The organism is Corynebacterium sp. UD i78 (genome assembly GCF_056280545.1).
Window position 1 is genome coordinate 1279370 of sequence record NZ_JBWCED010000001.1, and the last position, 26346, is coordinate 1305715.

General features: G+C 67.1%; 24 protein-coding genes. 7 read left to right on the forward strand and 17 right to left on the reverse strand.

Features of this window, described 5'->3' with window-relative positions; all coding sequences use genetic code 11:
* Positions 1 to 125 precede the first annotated feature (125 nt).
* From ACZ9GM_RS06015 to ACZ9GM_RS06025, 3 genes are all read left to right on the forward strand, one after another.
* Positions 126 to 1481, forward strand: a complete 1356-nt coding sequence (locus ACZ9GM_RS06015; protein ID WP_291473197.1) for an RbtT/DalT/CsbX family MFS transporter — start codon at positions 126 to 128, stop codon at positions 1479 to 1481.
* On the forward strand, positions 1478 to 2992 hold the full coding sequence (locus ACZ9GM_RS06020; RefSeq protein WP_291473198.1) for a mannitol dehydrogenase family protein: 1515 nt from the start codon (positions 1478 to 1480) through the stop codon (positions 2990 to 2992). Before ACZ9GM_RS06015 ends, ACZ9GM_RS06020 begins: the two co-directional genes overlap by 4 nt.
* A gap of 175 nt (positions 2993 to 3167) precedes the next feature.
* Positions 3168 to 4187 (forward strand): ABC transporter substrate-binding protein, encoded by a 1020-nt coding sequence (locus tag ACZ9GM_RS06025; RefSeq protein ID WP_291473199.1) that lies wholly within the window; start codon positions 3168 to 3170, stop codon positions 4185 to 4187.
* A 19-nt stretch (positions 4188 to 4206) separates the two neighbouring features.
* On the opposite strand, the gene ACZ9GM_RS06030 is transcribed toward ACZ9GM_RS06025, so the two are convergent.
* Both ACZ9GM_RS06030 and ACZ9GM_RS06035 read right to left on the reverse strand, forming a co-directional pair.
* Positions 4207 to 4866, reverse strand: a complete 660-nt coding sequence (locus tag ACZ9GM_RS06030) for a TM2 domain-containing protein (protein ID WP_476037416.1) — start codon at positions 4864 to 4866, stop codon at positions 4207 to 4209.
* A gap of 100 nt (positions 4867 to 4966) precedes the next feature.
* Positions 4967 to 5563 carry an NINE protein gene (locus tag ACZ9GM_RS06035; RefSeq protein WP_476037417.1) on the reverse strand — a complete coding sequence of 199 codons (597 nt, stop codon included), beginning with the start codon at positions 5561 to 5563 and terminating at the stop codon, positions 4967 to 4969.
* A gap of 776 nt (positions 5564 to 6339) precedes the next feature.
* Here ACZ9GM_RS06035 and ACZ9GM_RS06040 point away from each other — a divergent pair.
* Positions 6340 to 7791, forward strand: a complete 1452-nt coding sequence (locus ACZ9GM_RS06040) for an alanine/glycine:cation symporter family protein (RefSeq protein WP_291473202.1) — start codon at positions 6340 to 6342, stop codon at positions 7789 to 7791.
* A 50-nt stretch (positions 7792 to 7841) separates the two neighbouring features.
* Here ACZ9GM_RS06040 and ACZ9GM_RS06045 read toward each other — a convergent pair whose 3' ends face one another.
* From ACZ9GM_RS06045 to dxr, 5 genes are all read right to left on the reverse strand, one after another.
* Positions 7842 to 8426, reverse strand: a complete 585-nt coding sequence (locus tag ACZ9GM_RS06045) for a carboxymuconolactone decarboxylase family protein (RefSeq protein ID WP_291473203.1) — start codon at positions 8424 to 8426, stop codon at positions 7842 to 7844.
* Between the two features lie 20 nt (positions 8427 to 8446).
* The gene (map, locus tag ACZ9GM_RS06050) at positions 8447 to 9331 is read right to left on the reverse strand and encodes a type I methionyl aminopeptidase (RefSeq protein WP_291473204.1); all 885 of its coding nucleotides are present in this window, start codon (positions 9329 to 9331) and stop codon (positions 8447 to 8449) included.
* Positions 9332 to 9342: 11 nt separating this feature from the next.
* Positions 9343 to 11238: a penicillin-binding transpeptidase domain-containing protein gene (locus ACZ9GM_RS06055; RefSeq protein WP_291473205.1), complete on the reverse strand. Its 1896-nt coding sequence runs from the start codon at positions 11236 to 11238 to the stop codon at positions 9343 to 9345.
* Between the two features lie 67 nt (positions 11239 to 11305).
* A complete protein-coding gene (locus tag ACZ9GM_RS06060; protein ID WP_291473206.1) occupies positions 11306 to 12562 on the reverse strand; it encodes a M50 family metallopeptidase in 1257 nt (418 codons plus the stop codon).
* On the reverse strand, positions 12547 to 13731 hold the full coding sequence (dxr, locus tag ACZ9GM_RS06065; RefSeq protein WP_476037418.1) for a 1-deoxy-D-xylulose-5-phosphate reductoisomerase: 1185 nt from the start codon (positions 13729 to 13731) through the stop codon (positions 12547 to 12549). The genes ACZ9GM_RS06060 and dxr overlap by 16 nt, the downstream gene beginning before the upstream one ends.
* 223 nt (positions 13732 to 13954) lie before the next feature.
* On the opposite strand from dxr, the gene ACZ9GM_RS06070 reads away from it, so the two are divergent.
* Entirely contained in the window at positions 13955 to 14416 is a 462-nt protein-coding gene (locus tag ACZ9GM_RS06070) for a DUF2631 domain-containing protein (RefSeq protein ID WP_291473208.1), read from the forward strand.
* A gap of 438 nt (positions 14417 to 14854) precedes the next feature.
* Here ACZ9GM_RS06070 and rlmN read toward each other — a convergent pair whose 3' ends face one another.
* Positions 14855 to 15967: a dual-specificity RNA methyltransferase RlmN gene (gene rlmN / locus ACZ9GM_RS06075; protein WP_476037419.1), complete on the reverse strand. Its 1113-nt coding sequence runs from the start codon at positions 15965 to 15967 to the stop codon at positions 14855 to 14857.
* A gap of 94 nt (positions 15968 to 16061) precedes the next feature.
* Between rlmN and ACZ9GM_RS06080 the strand changes: the two genes are divergently transcribed.
* Positions 16062 to 16541, forward strand: coding sequence for a lipopolysaccharide assembly protein LapA domain-containing protein (locus ACZ9GM_RS06080; protein WP_476037420.1), 480 nt, complete (start codon positions 16062 to 16064; stop codon positions 16539 to 16541).
* A gap of 43 nt (positions 16542 to 16584) precedes the next feature.
* Here the strand turns inward: ACZ9GM_RS06080 and ACZ9GM_RS06085 are convergent, their stop codons facing one another.
* From ACZ9GM_RS06085 to rpsB, 5 genes are all read right to left on the reverse strand, one after another.
* A complete protein-coding gene (locus tag ACZ9GM_RS06085) occupies positions 16585 to 17469 on the reverse strand; it encodes a phosphatidate cytidylyltransferase (protein ID WP_291473211.1) in 885 nt (294 codons plus the stop codon).
* Positions 17469 to 18026 (reverse strand): ribosome recycling factor, encoded by a 558-nt coding sequence (frr, locus tag ACZ9GM_RS06090; protein ID WP_291473212.1) that lies wholly within the window; start codon positions 18024 to 18026, stop codon positions 17469 to 17471. The genes ACZ9GM_RS06085 and frr overlap by 1 nt, the downstream gene beginning before the upstream one ends.
* A gap of 81 nt (positions 18027 to 18107) precedes the next feature.
* Positions 18108 to 18809: a UMP kinase gene (gene pyrH / locus ACZ9GM_RS06095; protein ID WP_476038318.1), complete on the reverse strand. Its 702-nt coding sequence runs from the start codon at positions 18807 to 18809 to the stop codon at positions 18108 to 18110.
* A gap of 240 nt (positions 18810 to 19049) precedes the next feature.
* On the reverse strand, positions 19050 to 19868 hold the full coding sequence (tsf, locus tag ACZ9GM_RS06100; RefSeq protein WP_291473214.1) for a translation elongation factor Ts: 819 nt from the start codon (positions 19866 to 19868) through the stop codon (positions 19050 to 19052).
* A gap of 80 nt (positions 19869 to 19948) precedes the next feature.
* Positions 19949 to 20788, reverse strand: coding sequence for a 30S ribosomal protein S2 (rpsB, locus tag ACZ9GM_RS06105; RefSeq protein ID WP_291473215.1), 840 nt, complete (start codon positions 20786 to 20788; stop codon positions 19949 to 19951).
* Positions 20789 to 21280: 492 nt separating this feature from the next.
* Here rpsB and ACZ9GM_RS06110 point away from each other — a divergent pair, with 492 nt between their 5' ends.
* Positions 21281 to 21835, forward strand: a complete 555-nt coding sequence (locus tag ACZ9GM_RS06110; RefSeq protein WP_291473216.1) for a M23 family metallopeptidase — start codon at positions 21281 to 21283, stop codon at positions 21833 to 21835.
* An 18-nt stretch (positions 21836 to 21853) separates the two neighbouring features.
* Here ACZ9GM_RS06110 and ACZ9GM_RS06115 read toward each other — a convergent pair whose 3' ends face one another.
* The 4 genes from ACZ9GM_RS06115 to ACZ9GM_RS06130 form a co-directional block, all read right to left on the reverse strand.
* Entirely contained in the window at positions 21854 to 22795 is a 942-nt protein-coding gene (locus ACZ9GM_RS06115; RefSeq protein WP_367273298.1) for a tyrosine recombinase XerC, read from the reverse strand.
* A gap of 213 nt (positions 22796 to 23008) precedes the next feature.
* Positions 23009 to 24277 carry a DNA-processing protein DprA gene (gene dprA, locus ACZ9GM_RS06120; RefSeq protein WP_476037421.1) on the reverse strand — a complete coding sequence of 423 codons (1269 nt, stop codon included), beginning with the start codon at positions 24275 to 24277 and terminating at the stop codon, positions 23009 to 23011.
* Entirely contained in the window at positions 24264 to 25841 is a 1578-nt protein-coding gene (locus ACZ9GM_RS06125; RefSeq protein WP_476037422.1) for a YifB family Mg chelatase-like AAA ATPase, read from the reverse strand. Before ACZ9GM_RS06125 ends, dprA begins: the two co-directional genes overlap by 14 nt.
* Positions 25841 to 26251 carry a YraN family protein gene (locus ACZ9GM_RS06130; RefSeq protein ID WP_291473220.1) on the reverse strand — a complete coding sequence of 137 codons (411 nt, stop codon included), beginning with the start codon at positions 26249 to 26251 and terminating at the stop codon, positions 25841 to 25843. Before ACZ9GM_RS06130 ends, ACZ9GM_RS06125 begins: the two co-directional genes overlap by 1 nt.
* Between the last annotated feature and the right edge of the window lie 95 nt (positions 26252 to 26346).

Below are 26346 nucleotides of genomic sequence, written 5' to 3' on the forward strand. Positions count from 1 at the left end.
CACTTTTCAACATAACCATGTGATTTTGCGTGACTTTTCCACACATACGCGGTACATTTAGCCGCATTGCGCACCAAAAGTTGTGACGTGCGCCCCATACCCTCCCCTGGAGCACAGGAGAACACATGACCTCACCACAGCCCCTCCTCGACCGGCTCGGCATACCCCGCGCCCTCATCTGGGGATTCATCGGCCTCACCCTGTTCATGATCGGCGACGGGGTCGAGACCAACATCCTCGAACCCTTCCTCCGCGACGACCACGGCTTCTCGACCTCCCGGGTCGGCACCCTCGTCACCGTCTACGGCATCGCCGTCGCGATCGCCGCCTTCTTCGCCGCCGCGCTCTCCGACCTCTGGGGTCCACGCCGCGTGATGGCCCTCGGCGCGGTCGTCTGGGTGGTCCTGGAACTCACCTTCCTGCTCGTCGCCCTGACCACCTCGAATGCCCCGCTGATCTTCATCACCTACGGACTCCGCGGCTTCGGCTATCCGCTCTTCGCCTACGGTTTCCTCGTCTGGATCAGTGCCGTGGCCCGCCCCGAGGACCGGGCCACCGGCGTCGGCTGGTTCTATGTCGCCTTCTCCGCCGGCCTGCCGACCCTCGGCGCCCTCGTCGCCACCATCTCGCTCAATGTCATCGACCTGGACTTCTACCAGACCCTCTGGGTCTCTCTGGTCCTTGTCCTGGTCGGCTCCACCATCGTCTTCGTCGGGGTCCGCGAACCCCGTGGACGCCGTCCACTGGTCGACAACCCCGAGGAGGTCAGCGCGACGCTCTCACGTGGCGTCCGCCTGCTGGTCACCGACTCCCGCTTCCGCTATGTCACCGCGATCCGCACCATCAACTCGGTGCCGACCTACGCCATGGCGGTCTTCTTCCCCGCCTACTTCACCGACGATCTCGGCTGGCGACTCGGATGGTTCCTCATCCTCACCACGGTGATCTACGCGGTGAACCTCCCCTTCAACCCGCTGTTCGGACGCATCGGTGACCGCTACGGCTGGGCGCGCACCATGTTCTGGTGCGGCGCGGTGCTCTGCGCCGTCGCACTCGGGCTGGTCTACTTCACTCCGCTCGTCGGCCAGGCGCTCGGGCTGCCCGATCCGGTGACCTACGGCATCACCCTCGCCTTCGGCGCTGTCTTCGGTATCGGACTGGCCGGGTATGTCCCGCTGTCCGCCATCGCCATCTCCCTGGATCCCGAGCACCCGGGTGCCGCGATGGCGACCTACAACCTCGGCGTCGGCGCGGCGGTGGCCGTCGGCCCCCTGCTCGTCGCTGTCTTCCTGCCGCTCGTCGGCCCCACCGGACTCACCGTCATCATGATCGGCCTCTACTTCGTGTCCGCCTGGATGTCGACCCGTCTCAAGGGCACCCAGCCCGGCTTCGACGGCACCCCCGTCCGCGTCGCCCACGCATCCGAATCCACCTCCGCATCCGAACCCTCATCCGCACCCGACAAGGAGAACATCCAGTGAGCACCCCGACCACCTCCACCCTCCCCCACCTCGGCACCGCGACCCTGGACGCCGTCGCCGCGACCGGGGCGGCCGTCCCCGCCTACGACCGGGCCGCCGTCACCCCGGGCATCGTCCACATCGGCGTCGGCGGGTTCCACCGGGCCCACCAGGCGATGTACCTCGACCGACTGATGAACCAGGGCCAGGCACTGGACTGGGGCATCGTCGGCCTGGGCGTCATGCCCTCCGATGTCCGCATGCGCGATGCCCTCGCCGGCCAGGACCACCTCTACACCCTGACAACCAAAGCACCGGACGGCATCGAGGACGCCCGGGTCATCGGCAGCATCATCGACTACGTCTTCGCTCCGGACGACCCGGCCGCCGCCGTCAACCTGCTCGCCGACCCGCAGATCCGCATCGTCAGCCTCACCGTCACCGAGGGCGGATACAACATCGACCACGTCACCGGCGAGTTCCTCCACACCTCGGAGCACATCGCCCACGACCGGGCCGAACTGCAGGCCGGACGCCACAGTGACCTGCGGACCTTCTTCGGGCTCGTCACCGCCGCCCTGGCCGTACGCCGCGCCGCAGGGATTCCGCCGTTCACCGTCATGAGCTGCGACAACATCCAGGGCAACGGAGAGGTGGCCCACCGCACCTTCCTCGCCTTCGCGGCGTCCGTGGACGCGGAGCTGGCGACCTGGATCGAAGAGAACGTCGTCTTCCCCAACTCCATGGTCGACCGGATCACCCCGGAGACCACCGACGCCGACCGCGCCGACGTCGCCGGACACGGGTACACGGATGCCTGGCCGGTGGTGTCCGAGGACTTCACCCAGTGGGTGCTGGAGGACCGTTTCACCGCGGGGCGTCCCCCCTTTGAGAAGGTCGGGGTCGAGGTCGTCGAGGACGTCGTCCCCTACGAACTGATGAAGCTCCGGCTGCTCAACGCCTCCCACCAGGGTCTCTGCTACTTCGGTCACCTCGCCGGGCACCGGATGGTCCACGAGGTGATGGCGGATCCCCGCTTCGCACGGTTCCTGCTAGCGTACATGGAGAATGAGGCGACCCCCACACTGCGTCCGCTGCCCGGGGTGGACCTGGACGCCTACCGACACACCCTCATCGCCCGGTTCGGCAATGTCGCGGTGAAGGACACGGTCGCGCGGCTGTGCGCCGAGAGCTCCGACCGGATCCCGAAGTGGCTGCTGCCGGTCATCCGGGAGAACCTCGCTGCAGGACGCCCCGTCGACCTCTCCGCGGCGATCGTCGCCTCCTGGGCGCGCTATGCCGAGGGCACCGACGAGCAGGGCAGGCCCATCACGGTGGTCGACCGGATGGCCGACCGTCTCACGGCGTCCGCGTCCCACAACCACGAGGACGCACTGGCATTCCTGCGCGACCGTGAGGTTTTCGGCGATCTGGTGGATTCCCCCGACTTCACTGCGACGTACACCCGGACACTGGCATCGCTGCACACCGACGGAGCGGAGGCGACGCTGGACATGCTGCTGGGAAGCTAGACAGTGAGGAAGTGCACAGTGTTCATCCTTGTGTGACCGGCGGCCCCGGTAGTACGTTCAGGAACGGTCACCACCCGAAAGTGAAGGAAGCATTTCCTTATCCAACGCTTCCCGATCTTCCCCATGAACGTTCTGTCCATGCCCTCCCCACACTGAAAACCCACGAAGGATCTCCGTGCTTCTCCGCTCCCTCGCCCGCTCGACCAGTCCGCTACGCTCCCCGCGCACCGGCCTCACCGCCGTCGTCGTCGCCGCCAGCCTCGTCATCGCCGGCTGTTCCTCCGACGACGACAGCGACTCCAGCTCCAACACCTCTGCCGACGCTGATTCCGGCAACGACGCCTCCGAGGTCACCATCAGCCACGTCTACGGCGAAGACACCTACCCCACCAACCCGGAGACCGTCGTCGCCATCGGCACCGCCGTCGACAACCTCCTCGCCCTCGGCATCACCCCGGACGCCATCGTCGAACGCCCCGATGACAAGGACGCCGCCTGGAAGAACGACCAGCTCGAAGACGTAGAGCGTATCCCCCTGTCGGACCAGAACGTCCCGCTGGAGGAGATCGCCGCGCTCGAACCCGACCTCATCGTCGGCGACCTCTACCGCATTCCCGAGGAGGCGTACGACGCACTGAAGGACGTCTCCCCGGTCCTGCCCGGTATCGACCAGACCGCAGACTGGGAACCGCAGCTGCAGGCGCTCGGCAAGATCTACCAGAAGGAGGACGAGGCACAGCAGGTCATCGACGACGATGAGCAGGCTTTCGCCGATGCCCGTGAAGAGCTCTCCGGACTCGAGGGCAAGACCGCCCTGACCGTCCAGGACCGTGGTGGCCAGTTCGGCGTCATCGCCGACCCGGACAATATCGCCAACAGCTTCTACTCCCGGCTCGGCATGACGCTGCCCGAGGCCTTCACCGACGGAACCCTGCAGGTCGAGAACGGCCGTGTGATGATCTCCTACGAGCGGGTCGATGACCTCTCCGCCGACTTCATGGGCATGTACGCCACCGAGGGCATGGACAAGATCCGCGCGATCGCCGGCTACGACAAACTGCCCCAGGTCGAGTCCGGTGCCGTCGTCGAGGACGACAAGTCGGTCATGGCCGCGCTGAACATCCCCTCCTCGCTGTCCAACGCCTGGCTGCTGGACACCATCAAGGACCAGCTGAAGATCGCGGCGGAGGCCTGAGCCCCAGGCCTCTTCCTGGTTACTGGACGAGGCGTCCTTCCTGGTCGAACTGGTAGGTGCGCGCACCGGAGAGAATCATGATGAACTCGACGAACGCCCAGATCGCCACGGCGGTGATGAGGAGTCCGGCGGCGATAAGCAGCACGACACCGAGGCCGATGAGGCCGTCATTGTCGTCGTAGCGGTAGTAGCCGTAGCCGGAGGACGTGGTGACCCAGTCACTGTTGGCGTCGATACCGGCGCCGATACAGACGAAACCGACGATGAGGCCGACCCAGCCCACCACGGTCATGACCAGCTGGGCGACGGCCTTGCCCGTCTTGCCGAAGTAGAAGTTGTGGGCACCGAGGCTGCCGAGGAAGAACGCCAGCAACGCGCCGACGATCTTCGTCTTCGGGGAGACCGGGACATTCGGTGGGAAACCGGGCCCCGCGTAGCCCTGAGCGGGGTACGCGCCACCGGGGTACCCGGGCTGTGCGTAGCCGGGAACGACGTAGGCGTTCTGCGGGTAGGCACCCTGCTGGGGATAGCCGGCCTGCTGCGGATAACCGCCGGGGTTACCGGACTGCTGGTCAGCCTGGAAGCCCCCCTCGTTCTGCACCTTCTCGAACTCGTCGGAGAAGGGCGACTGCGGGAACTGCTCGTCGTCCCGGTTGGTCGACGGTCCTGGATCAGTCACGGTGGGCTCCTCTGGGGTCACGTGGGTTCACTGCGGCGGGAAACGTGCGATGTGCCCGCTCATCGTAACGGATGGCACCGCCCCCCTGGGCCAGCATCGTCTAACGCAGCACAAGACCCTTGTCGTCGGTGGCGTACCCGGCCGATCCGGTGAGGATGAGGATGAACTCGACGAAAGCCCAGATGCCGATCGCGGGGAACAGGACGTAGAGCGTCCCGAAGATCATGATGAGGCCCATGGCGAAGAGAGCTTCGTTGCCGTTGTCGTAATAGTAGGAGGAGCCGGTGTCGTAGTTCGCGGCGAGGATGATGCCGACGACGATGAAGATCCAGCCGAGGATCACCAGCAGCAGCTGGGCCAGGGCCTTGCCGTTCTTGCGGAGATAGAAGTTGTGTCCGCCGGCCCAGCCGAGGAAGAACGCCAGCACCGCGGCAGTGGTCTTCGACTTCTCTGAGAAGCCGGGGTGCCCCGGGTACATGCCGTAGGCCGGGGCTGCAGCGTACTGGGGATACTGGCCGTACGGGGCATTCGGGGCATAGGGCGGGTAACCGGCGCGGACGCCCTGCGGCGGGTACTGCCCGTAGGCCGGCTGCTCCGGATACTGACCGTACTGCGGGTACTGGCCTGCCTGGCCTGCCTGGCCACCGTCGTCGGCCGGCCGACCGTCACTGCTGTTCCAGGTGCCCGGATCGGTCACGCGGTTCCTCCTGTGGTCCGGCACCGGCCGATGGGGGGGGGGAGGCCGGCGCGATTGACCTGTAGCTTAGCGTCCCGGACTTCCGCTGAGAGTCAGCGCCACGTCAACCTCTGCTGACTGATCGCAGATGACGGATCCACCGTCATCACGAGGTGCTCGGGAACTGGCCCTACCCGGTTCAGTTGTAGTGCCGACAGGTCGCCCAGATCGACCCAGAGCGACTTCCCGCCACTACAACCGAACATGAAGAGGGTGGCAGAGGTGCGCGAACAGCGGCAGAGATGCTCATCGTCTCAGCGGGCTCCGGCCGACCGGAGAACCTGCCCTGCTGCACGGACCACCGCCGACTGTCCGGTCTACCAGACCGGGCCCCGCGACACAGCGGGAAAAGACGCACACTCTGTCGTGTAGCCCCGTTGACCCCCGTCGTTGACCCCCGTCGCCGCCGGGCGACAACCGAAGAAGAGAGGGCCGGGAAACCCGACCCTCTCTCCACATTCGTCAACCCCCTACCAAGGAATCATCCGAAAGGAGCCACCCGACCTCACGAGCCAGGCACTCAAGAAACAGTCTACACATATCTCCCCCTCAGTGCAGAGCGGCATTGGACACAGTTATTACCACATAGTCATTTATGAAAGTGACACCGTCTCACCCCCGGACCATCCCCCGTCTCCCCGCCGGAAAACTCCCACTGCCAGCGAACTGACAGAATTTCCATGTTTTTAACAGGTGTACGCTCCTTACCGCGCGAACGCCCTATACGCTGTCTGCTCATGGACACACTCAATGACTGGCTCGGCGACGCCGACTCCTTTGTCTGGGGCCCCTGGTTCCTCATCCCCCTGCTGCTCGGCACCGGCCTCATCCTCACCATCCGGCTGAGGGGGGTGCAGTTCCGAAAGCTCTTCCCTGCCCTCCGACTCGGCCTCCTCGACCGCAACGACGACGGCGGCGAAGGTGACATCTCCCAGTACCAGGCTCTGACCACCGCCCTGGCCGCCACCGTGGGCGTGGGCAATATCGTCGGTGTCGCCACGGCGATCTCGATCGGTGGCCCCGGCGCCCTGTTCTGGATGTGGATCACCGGTCTGCTCGGCATGGCGTCCAAGTACTCCGAGGCGTTCCTCGGTGTCCGGTACCGCATCGCGGACGCCAAGGGCAACATGTCCGGCGGCCCGCAGCGCTACCTCGAGCGCGGCATCAAGGGTCCCCTCGGCAAGTTTCTCGCCTGGTTCTTCGCCATCGCCGCGGTCATCGCGTCCTTCGGTATCGGCAACATGACCCAGGCCAACGCGGTCTCCGCGAACCTGGAGGAGTCCTTCGACATCGACCCGACGGTCTCCGGCATCATCATGTTCATCTTCATCGGTGCTGTCCTGCTCGGCGGAATCCAGTCCATCGGCAAGGTCACCTCGGCGTTCGTCCCGCTGATGATCGTCATCTACATCATCGGCGGCATCGTGGTGCTGTGCATCAACGCCGGCGAGATCCCCCACGCCTTCGGCCTGATCTTCTCCGACGCTTTCTCTGGGACCTCCGCGGTCGGTGGATTCGTCGGCTCCGGCATCCTCCTGGCCCTCCAGATGGGTGTCGCCCGCGGTATCTTCTCCAACGAGTCCGGCATGGGTTCCGCCGCTGTCGCCGCCGCGGCCGCGAAGACCACTCACCCGGTCCGCCAGGGCCTGGTCTCCATGACCCAGACCTTCATCGACACCATCATCGTCGTCTCCTTCACCGGTCTGGTCATCATCAGCTCCGGTGTCTGGGATCAGGGCGAGGACCGCGCCGGCCTGATGACCTCCGACGCATTCAAGGAGGCCCTCCCCGGCGACTGGGGTGGCCACATCGTGACCATCTCCATCGTCTTCTTCGCCTTCTCCACGATCCTCGGCTGGTCCTACTACGGTGAGCGCAACGCCCAGCGCATCTTCGGTTCCCACGCCACGGTCCCCTACCGTGCGATCTTCACCTGCGTGGTCGTCGTCGGTGCCACCATGGAACTCGACATGGCCTGGACCTTCTCCGACCTCGCCAACGGCCTCATGGCACTGCCGAACCTCATCGGTCTGATCATCCTCTCCGGACTCATCGCCCGCGAAACCAAGGCCTACCTGGACTTCGACCCGGAGCTCAAGGCGTCCGCCAAGGATGTCGAGAAGTTCCTCATCGACTCCAAGTCCACCTGGTCGATGCACAGTGCCATGGACAACCAGTCGATGCGCTGACCGTCAACAACTGACGCCAGAATCTGAGAGGCGGTGACCGGGTTTCCCGGTCACCGCCTCTCGTCGACCGGGGTGCGCAGCACGGTCAGCGCGGTGGCCAGACCCGCGTAGTTCGTCACCAGCATCACCAGTGCCACGCATTCCCGGTCACTGAGGAAGGATGCCAGGCGCCCCCACGCCGGGTCGGAGACATCCCCGAACTGGACGATCTCGTCGGCGACGTCGAGCATCGCTCCGCGTCGACCGTGGAATCCGTGACGTCCCGGTTCCCAGCCCTCGTCGATCCTGGTCGCCGCGGCGATGTCCCCCTCGATCAGCCCCGCCTTCTTCCCCAGTGCGGTGTGGTGGTCCATCTCGTAGTCACCACCGGAGTTGCCCTTCAGCGCGGCGACCCGCAGGATCACCAGCTCCGACTCCGCCCGACCGAGCGCCCCGAAGGGCATCATCGTCGCCGAGTACGCCAGCCACGGTGGCAGCATGCGCCGCACCCGGCCGATGGTGGCGAAGACTCCGAGGGACTTCCTGCCCTGGACCCTCGCCCCGATCCGCTCGACGGCGTAGTTCAGTGGTCCGAGTTCACGCAGCCCCGGCCGCTTCTCCCCTGGACGTCGTGGCTCATCCCGTGAAACAGTCATGCCCCGACGCTACCGGAGACTTACTTCTTCGTCTGGTCTTTCTCCCCCTCGCGCAGGGTGAGCACGTCCACGCCGTCCTCGGTGACGACCATGGTGTGCTCCCACTGGGCGGTCCACTTGTGGTCCGTGTTCTGCACGGTCCAGTCGTCGTCCCAGATGGTGTAGTCCAGAGCGCCGAGGTTGAACATCGGCTCGATGGTCAGCGTCATCCCCGGCTCCAGGACGGTGTTGTACGCCTCTTCGTCGTGGTGGACGATGATCAGTCCGTTGTGGAAGGTCGGGCCCACACCGTGTCCGGTGAAGTCGCGGACCACGTTGTAGCCGAAGCGCTTGGCGTAGGCCTCGATGACGCGGCCGATGATGCTGACCTCGCGTCCCGGTTTCACGGCCTTGATGCCGCGCCACATGGCGGTGTAGGTCCGGTCAACGAGCAGCTGGTGTTCCTCGGAGACCTCACCGGCGGTGAACATGGCGGAGGTGTCGCCGTGCACACCGTTCTTGTAGGCGGTGATGTCGATGTTGACGATGTCGCCGTCCTGGATCACCGTGGAATCCGGGATTCCGTGGCAGACGATCTCATTGAGGCTGGTGCACACGGACTTCGGGAAGTGCCGGTAGCCCAGAGTGGAGGGGTAGGCGCCGTGGTCGCACATGTACTCGTGGGCGATCCGGTCGATCTCGTCGGTGGTCACACCGGGGGCGACGGCGGCACCTGCGGCAGACAGGGCGTCCGCGGCGATCTTCGAGGATTCACGCATCGCCTCGACGACCTCGGGGGTCTGCACCCACGGCTCACCGACGTTCTCCTGCACCTCGTCCTTCCAGGCGTACTCGGGCCGCTCGATGCCCGAGGGAACGGTACGGACAGGGGTGGGGACGCCGGGGGTCAGTGGTGCTCTAGTCATGGGCACCGAGCCTACTCGCCGTCGAGTGCGGCGAAGAACTGCCGGGTCACCTCGACCGAATGCTCGGATCCACCGCCGCCGACAATGAGGGTGGCGAAAGCCAGGTCATCCCGGTAGCCGGTGAACCAGGCGTGGGAACCGCCGTTGAACTCCGCCTCACCGGTCTTGGCGTAGATCTCGCCGGACCCGGAGATCGCCGAACCGGAACCGCTGGTCACCACGGCGCGCATCATGGACCGCAGGTTGTCCAGCACCACCGGGTCGAGGGGTTCACCGGGCTTGGCGTCCTTCCCGTCGGCGTCCTTCGTCGCACCCGCCTCGGTCTGCAGCAACGTCGGGACCGGAGTGCTGCCGTTGGCGGCGGTGGCCGAGACCAGGGCCATGCCGAAAGGGCTGGCCAGGTCGAGGCCCTGGCCGTAGCCGGCCTCGGTGCGGTCCAGGGGAGTCTCCCCCTCGGGCACGGACCCGGTGATCGTGGTCAGCCCGGGGATCTCGTAGTCGCGGCCCAGGCCGAAGCCCTCGGCGGTCTCCTTGAGCTTGCCCTCGGGCAGGTTCGTGGAGACCTCGGCGAAAGTGGTGTTGCACGACTGCGCGAAGGCGTTGGACAGTGTGGTGTTCCCCAGGGAGAACCCGTTGTAGTTGGTGACGTTGCGGCCGTAGAGGTTCAACGTCGACGGGCAGCCGACAATCGTCCCCTGGTCCAGGCCCTGCTCCGCCACACCGGCGGCCGCGGTGATGATCTTGAACGTCGAGCCCGGCGGGTACTGGCCGGACAGCGCGAGATCACCCTCCTTGTCCGCCTCCGGGGTCTGCGCGACGGCGAGGATCTCACCGGTCGACGGACGCATGACGACCATCATCGCCTTGTCCTCGGCACGGGTGTCCACCGCCTGCTGCGCGGCATTCTGCACCTTCTTCGACAGGCTGACCTTCACCGCAGACGCCGGGGACGCCGCCGAGGAGTCCACCGTGCCGACCGCAGCACCACCCGAGGTGGCCTTGACGATCTCCCAGCCGTCGTCGCCCTTGAGGTCATCACCGACGAGTTGGGAGACACGCGACATGATGTCCGGTGCGAAGCCCGGGTCCGGGCGCACCATCGCCGGTTCGTCGTTGAACTCCACCCCGTCGACCTCACCGAGGATGTCCCGGACCTGCGTGCCGACCGGGTCGGCGAGGACGGCGACGGAGTAGACGCCACCTTCGACCCGGGCGTCCTTCGCCACCTCGTCGGGGTTGATGGTCGGCACCGACTCGTCGCGGGAATGCGCCGATTCAAGGGCGGCGTTGATCTTGCGCATGGTGGACTGCAGGTCGGTGAGGCTGTCGTACTTGTCGGTGTCGACCTTGATCCGCCACTGCAGCCCCGGGGTGAGCAGCACCGCCCCGTCGGAGCCGACGACATCGGCGGTCGTCGCCTCAACCTTGCGCAGTTCAAGGTGCTGGCCGTTGCCGAGATCGGGGTGCAGGACCGAAGGCACCCAGCGCACCGACCAGTCGTCACCGGTCTTCGTGGCGGTGAGGGTGGCGTCGTAGGTGAAGTCGCGCTCGCCAGGCAGGTCCCAGTCGAGGGTGTAGGACGCGGTGGCAACCTGCCCGTCCGTGCTGACATCGTGCAGCGTGGCGTCCAGCGACTCGGCCTGCAGGCCGTTCCAGGTGGCGTCGATGTCGGACGCCGCGTTCTCCGTTGCGTCCGTGGCCCCGGACGCGCCGTCGACGTCGCGGTCTTCGAGAGCGTGGAGGAAATCACCGACGGTATCGTCGGCACTATCGGGACGCGGGGTGCAGGACGCCAGGCTCACCACCAGTCCCAGAGAGACGACGGTGGCGGCGACAGGAGCGGCGACCGTGGTCGTCAGGGCACGGGCCCGCCGACGGTTGCGGCGGGGAAAGCGGGTAGGGCGCATGCTCACCGAGATTACCAACGGGTCGCCGTGACCTCGGGATACCGCGCCGGTGGGTCCGGTATGGGCGTCAGAACAACTGCACCGGGTTGATCACGTCGGCGACGATGACCGTGAGACCGAAGACAAGGAGGATCGCGGCGACGGCATAGGTCACCGGCAGCAGACGGGTGTAGTCGGCCGGGCCGCCGGGTTCCAGGCCCCGACGACGGCGGAACCAGTCACGGATCTTCTCGTAGACGACGACGATCGCATGGCCACCGTCCATCGGGGGCAGCGGCACAAGGTTGAAGGCGGCGAGGAAGAAGTTGAGGTTCGCCAGCAGCAGCAGGAACGCCATCCACTGGTCGTGCTGGACGAGCTCGCCGCCGGCGCGGGACGCCCCGACGACACTCACCGGCGAATCATCGGCACGGTCGGCGCCGAAGATGGACTCCACCACCGGCCAGTACCGTGCCGGCAGGTCGACGAGCGCCTTGGCGGTCTCGGTGACGATGTAACCGGAGTAGTGCACGGTGCCGGGGATCGCGGTGAGGACGTTGTAGTCCACCAGTTCCGCGTTCGGGTTGTCGATCCGCATGCCGATGGCACCGGTGAGCACGGCGTCGCCGGACTGCGTCTGGCGTTCCACGACCTCCACCTGGAGGTCAAGGCTGATCTCCTGACCGTTGCGCTCGACGGTGGCCGGGACAGTGACCCGGTCGCCGGCGACGGCGCCGCCGGAGGCTGCGTCAGACCCGACGGTGTCGAGCTCCTCGACCATCGCCGGGAAGTCATCGACATCGACCCCGTTGACGGAGGTGACCTCGTCACCGACCTTCAGTCCGGAATCCGCGGCCGGACCCGCGCCCTCGCAGTGTCCTGCACCGTCGTCGGCCTTCGCGTCCTCGATGCTGGTCGGGGTGCACATCGTCTCCGCGACGACCGCGGGTGCCGGGTCATTGGAGGTCTGCGGCAGGCCCCAGGTCACGGCGACGCCGAAGATGATCGCCATGGCCAGCACGATGTTCACCGCGATGCCGGCGAGCATCACGAGGATGCGCTGCCAACCTGGCCGGTCGACCATGAGGTACGGCTTCTCGTCCTCGGTGTACGGGTCAAGGGCGGTCATGCCGGCGATGTCGCAGAAACCGCCGAAGGGTACGGCCTTGAAGCCGTACTCGGTGTGCCCCTTCTTCTTCGACCACAGGGTGGGGCCGAAACCGATGAAGTAGCGGCGCACCCGCATGCCGAAGCTGCGGGCGGCGACCATGTGTCCGGCCTCGTGCAGGGCGATGGACGCGGCGATTCCCACCGCGAAGAGGAGGACGCCTATCGCGTAAGCCACGACGCCATCCTTTCGTGTGCGGCGGCGCGGGCGGCACGCTCAGCCTCCAGCACATCGTCGAGGTCACGGGGTCGGGTGGTGAAGCGCGAGCAGTCGTCGAGGACGGCAGCGACGGTATCGACGATCCGCGGGAAGCTCAGTGTCCCGGCGAGGAACTCGACGGCGGCTTCCTCGTTGGCGGCGTTGTAGACCGCGGGCATGCAGCCCCCGGCCGAGACCGCGTCACGGGCGAGCCGGACGGCGGGGAACACGGCGTCATCGAGTGGTTCGAAGGTCCAGGTGGACGCCTCGGCGAAGCTCAGCGGTGTCTTCGCACCGGGCACGCGGCCCGGCCAGCCCAGTGCCAGGGAGATCGGCAGACGCATCGACGGGGTGGACGCCTGGGCGATGGTCGCACCGTCGGTGAAGGTGACCATGGAGTGCACGGTCATCTCGGGGTGAACAGTGACCTCGATCTTCTCCGCGGGCACATCGAACAGCAGGGATGCCTCGATGACCTCGAGCCCCTTGTTCACCATCGTCGCATTGTTGAGGGACTTCATCTGACCCATCGACCAGGTGGGGTGGCACTTGGCGTCCAACGGGGTGACCGGTTCGAGCTGCTCGCGGGTCCAGCCGCGGAACGGCCCGCCGGAAGCCGTGAGGACCAGGGACGCCACCTCCTCGCGGATACCGGCACGCAGACACTGGGCGATGGCGGAGTGTTCGGAGTCCACCGGCACGAGCTGGCCTTCCGAGGCGGTGTCCAGCACCAGATCGCCGCCGGCGACGAGAGACTCCTTGTTCGCCAGGGCCAGGCGCGCGTCCCCCTGGAGTGTGGCGAGGGTGGCGTCGAGGCCGAGCGATCCGACGAGGGCGTTGAGGACGACATCGCAGCCGTACTCCCCCGCCTCCTCGACAAGGGTGCGGGGCGAACGGGTGCCGCGGATGACGTGTCCGTCGAGTTCCCGGTCGAGCATGTCGGCTGCGACATCACTGGCCACCGCGACATGCGAGGGGTCGAGACCGAAGCTCCGAACCTGGTCGAGGAGAAGCTCCGGACGGGACCCCTGGGCGGACACACCGACAAGTTCGAACTGGTCGGGGTTCTCCGCGATGATGTCCAGGGCCTGGGTGCCGATGGATCCGGTGCTGCCGAGCACCACTACACGCGTTTTCACCCGGACCATTGTTCCACGGATGGCTGCCGGGAACCTGTGAAGGGGGCAGGTTGGCCGGTTGCCGCGCCGCTCTCCCCGGGGTTCTCCCGACTGTTCCCCGTGGTTCCCCGTGGTTCCCCCGTGGTGCCCCCGAAACGCCGGGTGGTGTTCGTTCCCGGGCCCGTCATGTGTAACAATAGGGGCACTAAATCTGGCAGGTGACTACTGCCACGTACTTCAGGAGGATCTCGAAGTGGCTGACCACGGCACTAAGGTCGAAGTGTACAACGGCGTTTCCACGGAGGATGAGCCCTCCGCCGCCTGGGGCTGGCACCAGTTCCCGCGCAAGACCACGATCATCATCGGTTACGTCGCCGGAATCTGCATGTTCGGATTCCTCTTCGGTAACCACCACGGCAAGGTCGAGGACATCTACATCGTCGTGATCGGCCTCGCGATCCTTCTCGGTGTGACGCTCTACGCCCGCAAGTCTTCCCCGAACTGGAAGCCCCGTGCCGCCCGCACGACGGTGACCTCCCACAACAAGCCGGTCGGCCACATCGAGCCGGTCTGGACCGAGGACCAGCGCAACCTCACCGGTCGCTACGCGGACCTCACCACTGCCGAGCTGCGTTCCTGGAACCTCCCCGGCGTCGGTGTCGACGGTGTGGAAGACGTCCCCACCCCGCCGCACGGTCTGGCCCACCACAAGTAGGCCCCGGATAGGCCGGTCGGTTCTCCGTCACCGGCCGGACCCCGTCACCCCGCCCGCTGCACTCCGCAGCCGGCGGGGTTTTTCGTGTGCCCCAGCCCCCACGACCAGACCTTATGGCTCTGTCCTGTACGGAAGTAGTGTCCACAGGTCGCTCCTACAATGCCCCGGTACGGAAGTAGTGCCGACAGGTCGCCCGGAGTCAGAGTATTCGCCCCCTCGGGACTACTTCCGGACACAGTGGACGCTTCCGGACACGGTGGACGCTTCCGGACACGGTGGGCTGATGGACCGCTTCCCCGACCCCGGATGCGGAATATCGCACCTGCCGATCACTCACTTCAGGTAAGTGTCCTGGTCACCTCGAGCGCGATCCAGGGGCAGGTGCGATACTCCGCTGTGCCAGCAGCATTCAGAGCAGCCGATGTCCGGGACGGACTACTACCGCTCCTCGGCGGCGAGCTGACCACAGGCCGCGGCGATCTCCTGGCCACGGGTGTCTCGCACGGTACAGGCCACACCCTGCTCATTGACGCGACGGACGAACTCGTCCTGCACCGGCTTCGGCGAGGCGTCCCACTCCGACCCCGGGGTCGGATTCAGCGGGATGACGTTGACGTGGACCTGGTTGCCCAGCTTCTTCTTGAGCCGCTTTCCCAGCAGGTCGGCACGCCACGGGTGGTCGTTGACTTCCTTGATGAGCGCGTACTCGATCGAAACTCGGCGTCCCGACTTCTCCGCGTAATAGGCGGCGGCGTCAAGCACCTCCTCGATGGACCAGCGGTTGTTGACCGGGACGAGGGTGTCGCGCAGTTCATCGTCCGGGCAGTGCAGGCTGACAGCCAGGCGCATGTGCATGCCCTCGTCGGCCAGTCGGCGGATCGCCGGGGCGAGGCCCACGGTGGAGACGGTGATATTGCGCTGGGAGATACCGAAGCCCTCCGGCGACGGCGAGGTGATCCGCTTGATGGCGGCGACGACGCGCTTGTAGTTGGCCAGCGGCTCGCCCATGCCCATGAAGACAATGTTCGACAGTCGACCTTCGCCACCCTCGACATCACCGTCGCGCATGGCCTTGGCCGCGGCGCGGACCTGCTCGACGATCTCGCCGGTGGACAGGTTGCGGTCAAGTCCGCCCTGGCCGGTGGCACAGAACGGGCAGGCCATACCGCAGCCGGCCTGGGAGGAGATGCACAGCGTCGCCCGGTCGGGGTAACGCATGAGCACGGACTCGAGCAGGGTCGAATCGTGCAGCTTCCAGAGGGTCTTGCGGGTCTGTCCCTCGTCACAGGAGATGTGACGCACCGGATCCATCAGCGTGGGGAACAGGGTGTCCTTGACCGTGGCGCGGAGATTCTCCGGCAGATCGGTCATCGCCGTCGGGTCGCCCTCGAGGCGGCCGTAGTACTGGCGGGCGATCTGGTTGGCGCGGAAGCCAGGCAGGCCGGCGTCCTTGACGGCGGCCTTGACCTCGTCGTCGGTGAGGTCGGCCAGGTGGGTCGGGGGCATGCCGCGGGTCGGGGCGCGGAACTGCAGTTGTACGGGTTCAGCCATGATTGGCCCATTATTGCACCTCACCGTGGGTTCGGACACATCGTGGGATGTGCCGCACACAGCGGACCCCGCAGGACGCCTATGATGGGGCGCCATGAAGAACAAGGACCAGGAGCTGCCCGAGGGCCAGCCCACCGACGCTGACTTCACCGACTCCACCGTCTCCGCAGGGTCTCCCGACTCCCCGGAGTTCCTCGACGGCTCCAGGCCGCAGGACGCCACCGACCGGGACGCCACCACCGACCTGGCCGCCACAGACGCCTCTGGGGCGGAGGCACCGGAGACCTCTGACACCGAGGATGCTACGCCTGTGCCGACAGGCCACGACGTGACCCGCACAGTCGCGGGGTCGACGTGGGTGGCTCTGATCATCGGTGCGGTGATCCTGGTTCTGCTGCTGGTGTTCATCCTGCAGAACGGTGACAGCACCGAGCTCAATGTCTTCTTCTGGACCTGGAACTTCCCGATCGGGGTCGGGATGCTCATCGCCGCGGTCGGTGGCGCACTGGTGGCGGCGAGTATCGGTACGGTCCGGATTTTCCAGCTGCGCCACCAGGTCAGGAAGGGAAAGTAACGCCCCTGCCCCGGGCGTCACGCACGGGTGTCACGCACGGGTGTCAGGACAGGGCGCTGAGCATGATCCAGGTCAGCATCGCGGCGGGCAACATGCCGTCGATGCGGTCCATGATTCCGCCGTGTCCGGGGATCATCGCAGACATGTCCTTGATGTCCAGGTCCCGCTTGAACTGCGACTCCACCAGGTCGCCCAGGATCGCGCACAGGGACAGTCCGGCGCCGAAGCCGAGGCCCAGCAGATAGTGCACCGGGTCGTCGTACTTCAGCAGGGTGACCATGACAATCACGCCGACGACCGAGGCGAAGATCACGGACCCGGCGAAGCCCTCCCAGGACTTCTTCGGGCTGATCGCCGGTGCCATGGGGTGGCTGCCGAAGAACACACCCGAGGCGTAGCCGCCGACATCGGAGGCGATGACGCAGAGCATGAACGAGACGATGAAGGCCCAGCCGGAGACGTCGTCGCGGGAGATCAGGGAGAGCATAGCCCCGAACCCTCCGCACAGCGGGATCCAGACGAGCACGAAGACGGAGATGCCGGCGTCCCGCAGCCAGTTCTCGGGCTTCACCGTCCGTCCGTGGTGGAACAACCGGGCGACGACGGTCACCAAGGCCGACACCCCGAAGGCGGAGAGCAGACCGGTCGCGTTGAAAGGCCAGGACAACCAGATCATCGCCTGACCGCACAGCAGCAGGACGGGGAACTGGACGTCGTAGCCGTTCTCACCGAGGCGTCTGGTGACCTCCCAGGTCGCCAGGCCCATGGCCACGGCGATGAGCGGGTACCAGGCGTAGGGGATCACCAGACAGGCGATCACCAGCGCGCCGAGCCCGACGCCGACACTGATGGCGACGGGCAGGGACCGTCCGGCGGAGTTCTTCGGCTGCGGAAGGTGGATCCGGCCGGAATCAGGATGGGAGTCCACTAGACCTCCATCAGTTCCTTTTCCTTCGACGATACGACCTCGTCGACCCGGGCGACGTAGCCCTGGGTGATCTTGTCCAGCTCCTTCTCGGCTGCCTGGACCTCATCCTCGCCGGCATCGCCGTCCTTCTGGATCTTCTTCAGGGCGTCCATGCCCTTGCGACGGATATTGCGGATGGAGATCTTGGCGTCCTCCCCCTTGCCGCGGGCGACCTTCACGAGATCCTTACGACGCTCCTCGGTGAGCTGCGGGATGGTGACGCGCAGCACCTGGCCGTCATTGGTGGGGTTGACGCCGAGGTCGGAGTTGCGGATCGCGTTCTCGATCTCCTGCATGACGGACATCTCGTAGGGCTTGATGATGAGCATCCGCGGCTCCGGGACGCTGATCGTGGCCATCTGGGTGATCGGGGTGCGCATGCCGTAGTACTCGGCGAAGACGCCGTTGAACATGGCCGGGTTGGCGCGACCGGTACGGATGGTGGTCAGATCCTCCCGCACATGGTCCACGGAACGGCTCATGTGGTCTTCGGCGTCGAGCAGGGTGTCGTCAATCATGGGATGGTCCTCGTCCTCGGTAAGATTTTCTACGGTGAATGTACCAGGTTGCCGGGTTCTCCCCGGCCGGAAGTGCGTCCGTCAGCCCTGTGCGGAGGGGGTGGAGACCAGGGTGCCGATGCGCTCACCGGCCACCGCGCGGGCGATGTTGCCCTCGGTGAGCAGGTTGAAGACGAGCATCGGCATCTCGTTGTCCATGCAGAGGCTGAAGGAGGTGGCGTCGGCGACCTTGAGGCCGCGCTCGATGACCTCGCTGTGGGTGATCTCGGTGAAGAGCTCGGCCTCCGGGTTGGTGCGGGGGTCGTCGGAGTAGACGCCGTCGACCGCCTTGGCCATGAGGAGGACCTCACAGCCGATCTCCAGGGCGCGCTGGGCGGCGGTGGTGTCGGTGGAGAAGTAGGGCAGGCCCATGCCGGCACCGAAGATGACGACGCGCCCCTTCTCCAGGTGACGCACGGCGCGCAGCGGCAGGTAGGGCTCGGCGACCTGCGCCATGTTGATGGAGGTCTGGACGCGGGTGTCGATGCCCTGCTTCACGAGGAAATCCTGGAGAGCCAGGCAGTTCATCACGGTGCCCAGCATGCCCATGTAATCCGAGCGGGCCCGGTCCATGCCGCGCTGCTGGAGTTCGGCACCACGGAAGAAGTTGCCACCGCCGATGACCACGGCGACCTCGGCGCCGGTGCGGGCGACCTCGGCGATCTGACGGGCGACATTCTCGACGACGTCCGGATCGACGCCCACGTTGCCACCACCGAACATCTCTCCCCCGAGCTTGAGCATGACCCGCTTGAAGCCTGGTCGTCGTTCGGAATTCTCGCTGGCAGTCACCGTGGGGTCTCCTTGGGGATCGAGGTCAGGATTGTGGGTAGGGCACATAGTCCGGTCGCCCAGTCTAGCCTGCCGCCGACCCACCCGTGCGACCGCCACCGGGGTTTCCGTGCATCCCTCACCGCATACGACAACGCCCGCCGCCCCCGGGTTTCCGGGTGGCGGCGGGTGTGGCGGAGAGCCGTCAGCGAACTACTGCTGGCCGACCTCGAAGCGGACGAACCCGGTGAGGGTCACGCCGGCCTCGTCGAGGACCTGCTTGACGGTCTTCTTGGACTCCGTGACGGAGGGCTGGTCCAGGAGGCAGACATCCTTGTAGAAGCCCTTGAGGCGGCCTTCCACGATGTTCGGGATGATCTTCTCCGGCTTGCCCTCTTCGCGGGCGGTGGCGGCGGCGATCTCGCGCTCCTTGTCCTTGACCTCGTCCGGGATCTCGGCGTCGGTCAGGTACTGGGCCTTGAGCGCGGCGACCTGCATGGCGGCGCCCTTGGCGGCAGCCTCGTCGTCACCGGTGTAGGCGACGAGCACACCGACGGCCGGCGGCAGGTCGGCGGAACGGTGGTGCAGGTAGACGGCCACGTTGTCACCCTCGAGGGTGACGGCGCGACGCAGCTGCAGCTTCTCACCGATCTTGGCGGAGAGCTCGTCGAGAGCCTCCTGGGCGGTCTTGCCGTCGACGGTGGCGGCGGCGAGCTCCTCAGCGGAGTTGGCCTTGGCCTCGGCGGCGGCCTCGGCGACGCGGTTCGCGAAAGCGATGAACTCGTCGGTCTTGGCGACGAAGTCGGTCTCCGAGTTGATCTCGACCATGGTGGCGCCGGAAACGGCGATCAGGCCCTCGGCGGCGGTGCGCTCAGCGCGCTTTCCGACGTCCTTGGCGCCCTTGATGCGCAGGATCTCGACGGCCTTGTCGAAGTCGCCCTCGGCCTCGTCCAGAGCCTTCTTGCAGGCCATCATGCCGGAGCCGGTGAGCTCACGGAGCTTCTTGACATCAGCAGCGGTGTAGTTCGCCATGTGCGGCGATCCTCCTTGTACGTGGTTGGAAGGTCGGGGTGACTGGTTTGTCCCCGACCGGTACTACCGGGTGGGGGGTACTACTCGGCGGAGGGGGTGGCCTCTTCGGCCTTGACCTCAGCCTCGGCGATCTCGGCGGCCTTCTCGGTCTCGGCCCGCTCGGCTTCGACGACGATCTCGGCGACCTCGGCGTCACCGGCGGTCTCCTTGGCGGCGGCGGCCTGACGCTCGGCGCGGACCTTGCGGCCCTCCTCGACGGCGGAGGAGATGACAGAGGTCAGCAGGTTGGTGGCGCGGATGGCGTCGTCGTTGCCCGGGATCGGGAAGTCGACGACGTCGGGATCGCAGTTGGTGTCCAGGATGGCGACGACCGGGATGTTGAGCTTCTTGGCCTCGGCGACCGCGATGTGCTCCTTGTTGGTGTCGACGATCCACAGAGCGGAGGGGACCTTGGACATGTCGGCGATACCGCCCAGGACGCGCTCGAGCTTGTTGCGCTCGCGGGTCAGCATGAGGACTTCCTTCTTGGTGCGACCGGCGTAGCCGTCCTCGGCGGACTCCATGGCCTGGAGCTCCTTGAGGCGGTGCAGACGCTTGGCGACCGTCTGGAAGTTGGTGAGCATGCCGCCGAGCCAACGGTGGTTGACGTAGGGCATGCCGACTCGCTCGGCCTCGGAGGCGATGCCTTCCTGGGCCTGCTTCTTGGTGCCGACGTAGAGGATGTTTCCGCCGTGGGCGACGGTCTCCTTGACGAACTCGTAGGCCTCGTCGATGAAGGTCAGCGTCTGCTGGAGGTCGATGATGTAGATGCCGTTACGGTCGGTGAAGATGAAACGACGCATCTTCGGGTTCCAACGACGGGTCTGGTGACCGAAGTGGACGCCGGCGTCCAGCAGTTCGCGCATGGTGACAACAGCCATGTTGTGTCAGGGGAGCTCGCTGCCGTGGGGCACTGTGACAGTGCCTGGCGCCTCTCCCCTTCCTCGCTTTCAAAAGTTTGGGGGTGACGGTTTTCTCGGCCGGGTACGCCGCGTCCTCGTGACGTGGTCGTACATCGGCTGACCTGGCAGGTATCCCGGATTGTCCCCGCCCAGTAAACCCTCCTTGAAGCAGGAGGGCACCGTTGACGGACGGGCCTTGTTCGGATCACGCTGAACCTGCGCGATGTCAGTACACCTGGACCTGTGTCCGTGATTGGTGCGGTACCTGCGCCGACCGGCCTCTGCGTGTGAGGAGACGACCTGCGCGACAGTCCCGCCGACCACCGGCCGGGCATACTGCAGGGTGCGACATTACCTGGCTTCCCGCGATTAACCAAGTCCCGGTGACTGTCCTGTGGACGACGTCTCAGCGGTTGTCCACATTTCGCTGACCCCCTGGTGACGGGGGACGGCGGCCGCGACGATGGACGGATGACAACGAAGACAGTCGACACCGTACCTCGGCTCGCCGCTGCACTCCTCAGCACCGCACTGTCCGTGGGCCTCACCACCGTACCGACCGCCGCCGCGCCCGAGTCTCCACCGGGCTCTCCACCGGGCGCGAATCATCTGCGTCCGGCGCCCGGTGCAGTCCTGGTGCCGGCGGACATCCCCGAACAGAACTGGCTGCCCGGCCACCGCGGCGTGGATCTGGACGCCTCGCCCGGGCTACCGGTCCGGGCCAGCGCCGCGGGCACGGTGCGCTTCGCCGGGGTGGTCGCGGGGACGCCGACCGTGTCCGTCGACCACGGGAACGGCCTGCGCACCACTTATGAGCCCGTACTCGCCCAGGTACGCGCCGGTGAGCAGCTGGGTCGTGGCGACGTCCTCGGCGTGCTGGCCGGCAACTCCTCACTGCCGGAGACCGCCCGGCGTGATCCGGGCCTGCACTGGGGTGCGGTGCTCGGCCCACCTGCCGAGGACGCCGAGCACTACATCGACCCGATGACGCTGCTGGGCCCCGTGCAGGTCAGGCTCTGGCGCTGAACACCCTGGAGCCCTGACTCAGTCCTGGGACCCGGACCGCGGATGCGCCTGCTTGTAGACCGCGCGGAGCCGTTCGGTGCCGACGTGGGTGTAGATCTGCGTGGTGTTCATCGAGGTGTGCCCCAGCAGCTGCTGGACCACGCGCAGGTCCGCCCCACCGTCGAGGACGGCGGTGGCGGCGGAGTGCCGCAGTCCGTGTGGGGCGATCTCGGGGACGCCGGCCCCTCCGGTGGCCCGGTGGACGACGGTGCGGACCTGTCGGACGTCTATGCGTCCTCCCCGGGCACCGAGGAACAGTGCCGGTTGTGCTGCCCGTATTCCGCCGGTCGTCGGCAGCATCCCTGGGCGCACCGCCAGCCATTCACGCAGTGCGTTCTCCACGGTCGGGCCGAAGGGGACGACGCGGGTCTTGTCGCCCTTGCCGACCACCCGGAGACTGCGGGCGCCGGGATCGCCGTTACCACCCAGATCGTCGACATCGGCACCGGCGAGCTCGGAGACGCGGATACCGGTGGCGTAGAGGACTTCGAGCATCACCCAGTCACGGATGTCCTTCGGGGTCGGGCCGGTGTCGCCCTCGGTGGGTGAACGGTGGGCATGTGCCCTGGCCTGTTCCAGGACGCCGCCGACCTGGTCCTCCCGCAGCACCCGGGGCAGGGTGCGCGAGGTTTTCGGGGTCTGCAGTCCGGCGGCGGGGTTCACCTGCAGAGCCCCGGTGTGGACGAGCCAGGCGCCGAAGCCGCGCAGACTGGAGGCGATGCGGGCGAGGGTGGCTTTCGCGTCCCCGTTCTCCACGGCCCAGTCCAGGACGTCGCGGCAGTGGTCGAGGGTGAAGCCGTCGAGAGTCCCGACCCCCTCGAAGGCGGCACGCAGGTCAGCCCCGTAGGCGCGGACAGTGTTGGCCGAGCGCCCTTTGACCAGGTCGAGGTACTCCAGGTAGCCGTCGATGGCCCCGGCCATGTCGCTGCTCCCACTGGAACTCATGTCATCACAGTAGACCACTGATGCAGTCGGGATCGCCGTACCACCGTCGGAGGTTGTCCTCTCCGGTGTCGTAGCGGGTACTCATCAGCCCTCAGCCCTCCTTGACCTCGGCGTCCCTGTCATCCCTGGGTGTCGTATCCGTCGTAGATCATCCCGGTTGTGCTTCCCGGTTCTCTCCCCCCATCCCCGTCACCTGTCGTTCTTCACCCACCGGTCACCGTTGCGCACGACGAGGCCCGTCCCCTCCAGTTCACCGACGGTGCGCACCACCGCCGCGACCGGTAGTCCGATCTCCGCGGCGATCTGGTCGAGGTGCCCGGTGTCGTCGGTGGCGATCCCGCAGGCGTCGAACACGGCGAGCTGGTCCCGGCTGAGCTGCTGGACGGGGCTGGCGGCGAACTCCAGGTCGAGCTGCCTGTCCGGGTCCACGGAACCGATCGGCTCGATGATCTCCCGGACTTCCGCGGTCGTGGTGACCAGCGTCCCCGCACCGTCCCGGATCCGCTTGTGACACCCGACGTACTCCGCACTGTCCACCGGCCCGGGCAACACCATCACCGGCCGGAGCATCACATCGGCCCAGTTGGCGGTGTTCACCGCACCGGAGCGGTGCCCGGCGGCGAGCAGTACCGTCCCACGGGTCAGGGCGGCGACGAGCCGGTTGCGGGTGAGGAACCGGTAGCGGGCGGGACGGGTCATCGGCGGGTACTCCGTGACGACCAGTCCGGTCTGCGCGATGCGGCGGAACAGGTCCTCATTCGACCGCGGATAGATCTCCCCCGGTCCACTGGCCGCCACGGCCACCGTCGCACCGGAGGCCTCCAGGGCACCGCGGTGGGCGGCGGTGTCGATCCCGACCGCCCCGCCGGACACGACCGTGTAGCCGGCCCCGGCGAGCTCCCCGGCGAAGCGGTGGGTGGTGCGGTTGCCGTAGGACGTCGACGACCGTGTCCCCACCAGAGCCACACTGCGCTCCACGGTGGACGCCAGCTCCGCCGGTCCACGTCCCCACAGGGCGAACGGCCGGGCCGCACGGCGACGGACCCCCGGCGCGTCCCCGGACTCCCCCGGCACCGCACCGCCGGAGAGCACCGGCCCGTCCAGGTCACCCGTCGCCCCGAAAGACTCCTCGAGCCGACGCATCGGCCACTCCGGGTCGTCCGGGGTGATCAGCCGCCACCGGTTGACCCGCGCCCACTGCAGGTCCGCCTCCGCCTGCTGGCTGATCTGTGCGGTCTTCTCCGCGGTCAGCCCCTGCAGTCCCGCCGGCAGCGAGACATCCCCCTGCCGCAGCATCTCGACCAGCCGGATCACCCGGGCGGGTGCGGTGGTGTCCCCGTCCGGCCACAGCAGCCGCACCACATCAGTGCGGGACGCCTCCACCAGGCGTCGCAGTACCGCCCAGGCCAGCAGTCGTTCCGGATCCCGCTCTGCCCTGGCCTCGTCAATATCCACCACGGTCACTGTCCTGCCCCTCCACTGTCCCGGTGAACATGTCCACCGCGTCCATCACGTCCCCGACCCCCGGCCGGTCCTTTCCTGCGAGATCCGCCAGCGTCCACGCGACGCGCATACTCCGGTCCACCCCACGCTGCGACAGCACCCCGCGGCGCAGCTGGTCCTCCAGGACCAGCATCGCGGCGTCCTCGGCGGGGAACTCCCGGCGCAGCACCGGGCCCGGCACGTCCGCGGTCGTCCGCCAGGACGGGTCGTCTCCCCTCCCCGACCAGCGGGACGCCGCCCGGGCCCTTGCGGCGGACACCCGCTCACGCACCACCGCCGAGGATTCCCCGGTCTCCCCGGCGACGGATGCCGCCCGGTTACCACCGGTGGTGGCGATGATGTCGATCCGGTCACGCAGCGGACCCGAGATGCGCTGCAGGTAGCGGTCGCGTACCCCGCCCCGGCAGAGGCACTCCGCAGATTCCTCTGCCCCGCACGGACACGGGTTCGAGGCGATGACCAGCTGGAACCTGGCGGGAAGCACGAGGGTACGGCGCACCCGTTCCACCGACACCGTGCCGCGTTCCATCGGTACCCGCAGTCCCTCCAACACACTCCGTGACACCTCCGGCGCTTCGTCGAGGAAGAGGACGCCGTGGTGGGCCAGACTCACCGCCCCGGGTCGGAGGCGCCCGGATCCACCACCGGTCAGCGCGGGCAGGGTCAGTGACGGATGAGGTGCCACGAACGGCCTGGTCCGCCGCCAGATCCCGGCGAGATCGCCCTTCTCCGCGGCGACGGAGTGCACTGCCGCGGCCTCCAGCTGTTCCTCGTCGTCCAGCGGCGGCAGGATCCCCGGCAGCCGCTCAGCGAGCATCGATTTTCCGGAACCCGGCGCACCCGACAACCACAGGTGGTGCCCGCCGGCCGCGGCGGTCTCCAGGGCACGGCGGGCCACCGACTGTCCGGTGACCTCACACAGGTCGGGAACTGTCGCCCCGGTTCCCGCCGCAGGCTCCGGCGCGATGAGCCCGGGCTCCTGTCCCACAGCCCAACCCACCAGCTGAGTCAGGTGTTCCAGCCCGCCGACCCGGATCCCCGGCACCCGTGAGGCTTCGGCGAGGTTGTCGACCGGCACGGCGAGACGCCCCACCCCGGCTTCCCGCGCGGCCAGCACCATCGGAAGGACGCCAGGCACACCACGTACCGTGCCGTCGAGCCCCAGTTCCCCGACCACGGCGGCGTCGGCGAGGTCGTCCGGGTGGACCACCCCCTGGGCAGCGAGGATCGCCAGCACCATCGGCAGGTCGAAGCCGGACCCGGTCTTCGGCACCGACGCCGGGGACAGACTCACCACCACCCGCGACTTCGGCCACTGCAGTCCACTGTTGATCACCGCGGAGCGTACCCGGTCGCGGGCCTGGACGACGGCGGCATCCCCCAGTCCGACGATGTTCATCCCCGGCAGCCCGCGGCTGATGTCGCAGTCGACGGTGACGGGGATCCCGGTCAACCCGTCGAGCCCCACGCTGCGGGCCTGCCCCACCCGCACCAGCGAGCGGTTGCTGACAGTGGTCATCACTCCACCCCTTCGTAATGGGTGAGCTCCCCGGCGGTGATGTCGAGAACGTCGAAGCGCAGGGTGCCGGTCCGGTGCTGCGGGTTCCTGTCGAGCCACCGGGTGGCGGCGGCCCGCATCGCCCGCAGTTTCGCCGGGGTGACCGCCTCCGCCCCGACGCCGTAGCGGTCGTCGAGCCGCCACTTCACCTCGACGAAGACAAGTGCCGGATGGTCCGGGTGGTCAGGTGGGGTGTGCAGGATGATGTCCACCTCGCCGCGGGTGGTGAAGTAGTTACGGTCCAGCAGAACGTAGCCGCGGGCGGTGAACCAGGCGGCGGCCTCGTCCTCCCCGGCGGCTCCGACAGTGCGCAGGTTACGGGAGCGCGACGGGTTGATCGGGTCGCGTGCATCAGAAGTGTCTCGGGTCATGGAGGAACTGTGGCACAGTACCGGGACGTTCCCGCCGTGGAAAAAGACGAAAGCCCAGGACCCTGTGGATAACTCGACCCCTGTGGACAAACTTC

Coding starts and splice junctions, on each gene's coding strand:
- ACZ9GM_RS06015 (WP_291473197.1), top strand. CDS start 126: ATGACCTCACCACAGCCCCTCCTCGACCGGCTCGGCATACCCCGCGCC.
- ACZ9GM_RS06040 (WP_291473202.1), top strand. CDS start 6,340: ATGGACACACTCAATGACTGGCTCGGCGACGCCGACTCCTTTGTCTGG.
- ACZ9GM_RS06045 (WP_291473203.1), bottom strand. CDS start 8,426: ATGACTGTTTCACGGGATGAGCCACGACGTCCAGGGGAGAAGCGGCCG.
- map (WP_291473204.1), bottom strand. CDS start 9,331: ATGACTAGAGCACCACTGACCCCCGGCGTCCCCACCCCTGTCCGTACC.
- ACZ9GM_RS06055 (WP_291473205.1), bottom strand. CDS start 11,238: ATGCGCCCTACCCGCTTTCCCCGCCGCAACCGTCGGCGGGCCCGTGCC.
- dxr (WP_476037418.1), bottom strand. CDS start 13,731: ATGGTCCGGGTGAAAACGCGTGTAGTGGTGCTCGGCAGCACCGGATCC.
- rlmN (WP_476037419.1), bottom strand. CDS start 15,967: ATGGCTGAACCCGTACAACTGCAGTTCCGCGCCCCGACCCGCGGCATG.
- ACZ9GM_RS06080 (WP_476037420.1), top strand. CDS start 16,062: ATGAAGAACAAGGACCAGGAGCTGCCCGAGGGCCAGCCCACCGACGCT.
- frr (WP_291473212.1), bottom strand. CDS start 18,026: ATGATTGACGACACCCTGCTCGACGCCGAAGACCACATGAGCCGTTCC.
- pyrH (WP_476038318.1), bottom strand. CDS start 18,809: ATGCTCAAGCTCGGGGGAGAGATGTTCGGTGGTGGCAACGTGGGCGTC.
- tsf (WP_291473214.1), bottom strand. CDS start 19,868: ATGGCGAACTACACCGCTGCTGATGTCAAGAAGCTCCGTGAGCTCACC.
- rpsB (WP_291473215.1), bottom strand. CDS start 20,788: ATGGCTGTTGTCACCATGCGCGAACTGCTGGACGCCGGCGTCCACTTC.
- ACZ9GM_RS06110 (WP_291473216.1), top strand. CDS start 21,281: ATGACAACGAAGACAGTCGACACCGTACCTCGGCTCGCCGCTGCACTC.
- ACZ9GM_RS06115 (WP_367273298.1), bottom strand. CDS start 22,795: ATGGCCGGGGCCATCGACGGCTACCTGGAGTACCTCGACCTGGTCAAA.
- ACZ9GM_RS06125 (WP_476037422.1), bottom strand. CDS start 25,841: ATGACCACTGTCAGCAACCGCTCGCTGGTGCGGGTGGGGCAGGCCCGC.
- ACZ9GM_RS06130 (WP_291473220.1), bottom strand. CDS start 26,251: ATGACCCGAGACACTTCTGATGCACGCGACCCGATCAACCCGTCGCGC.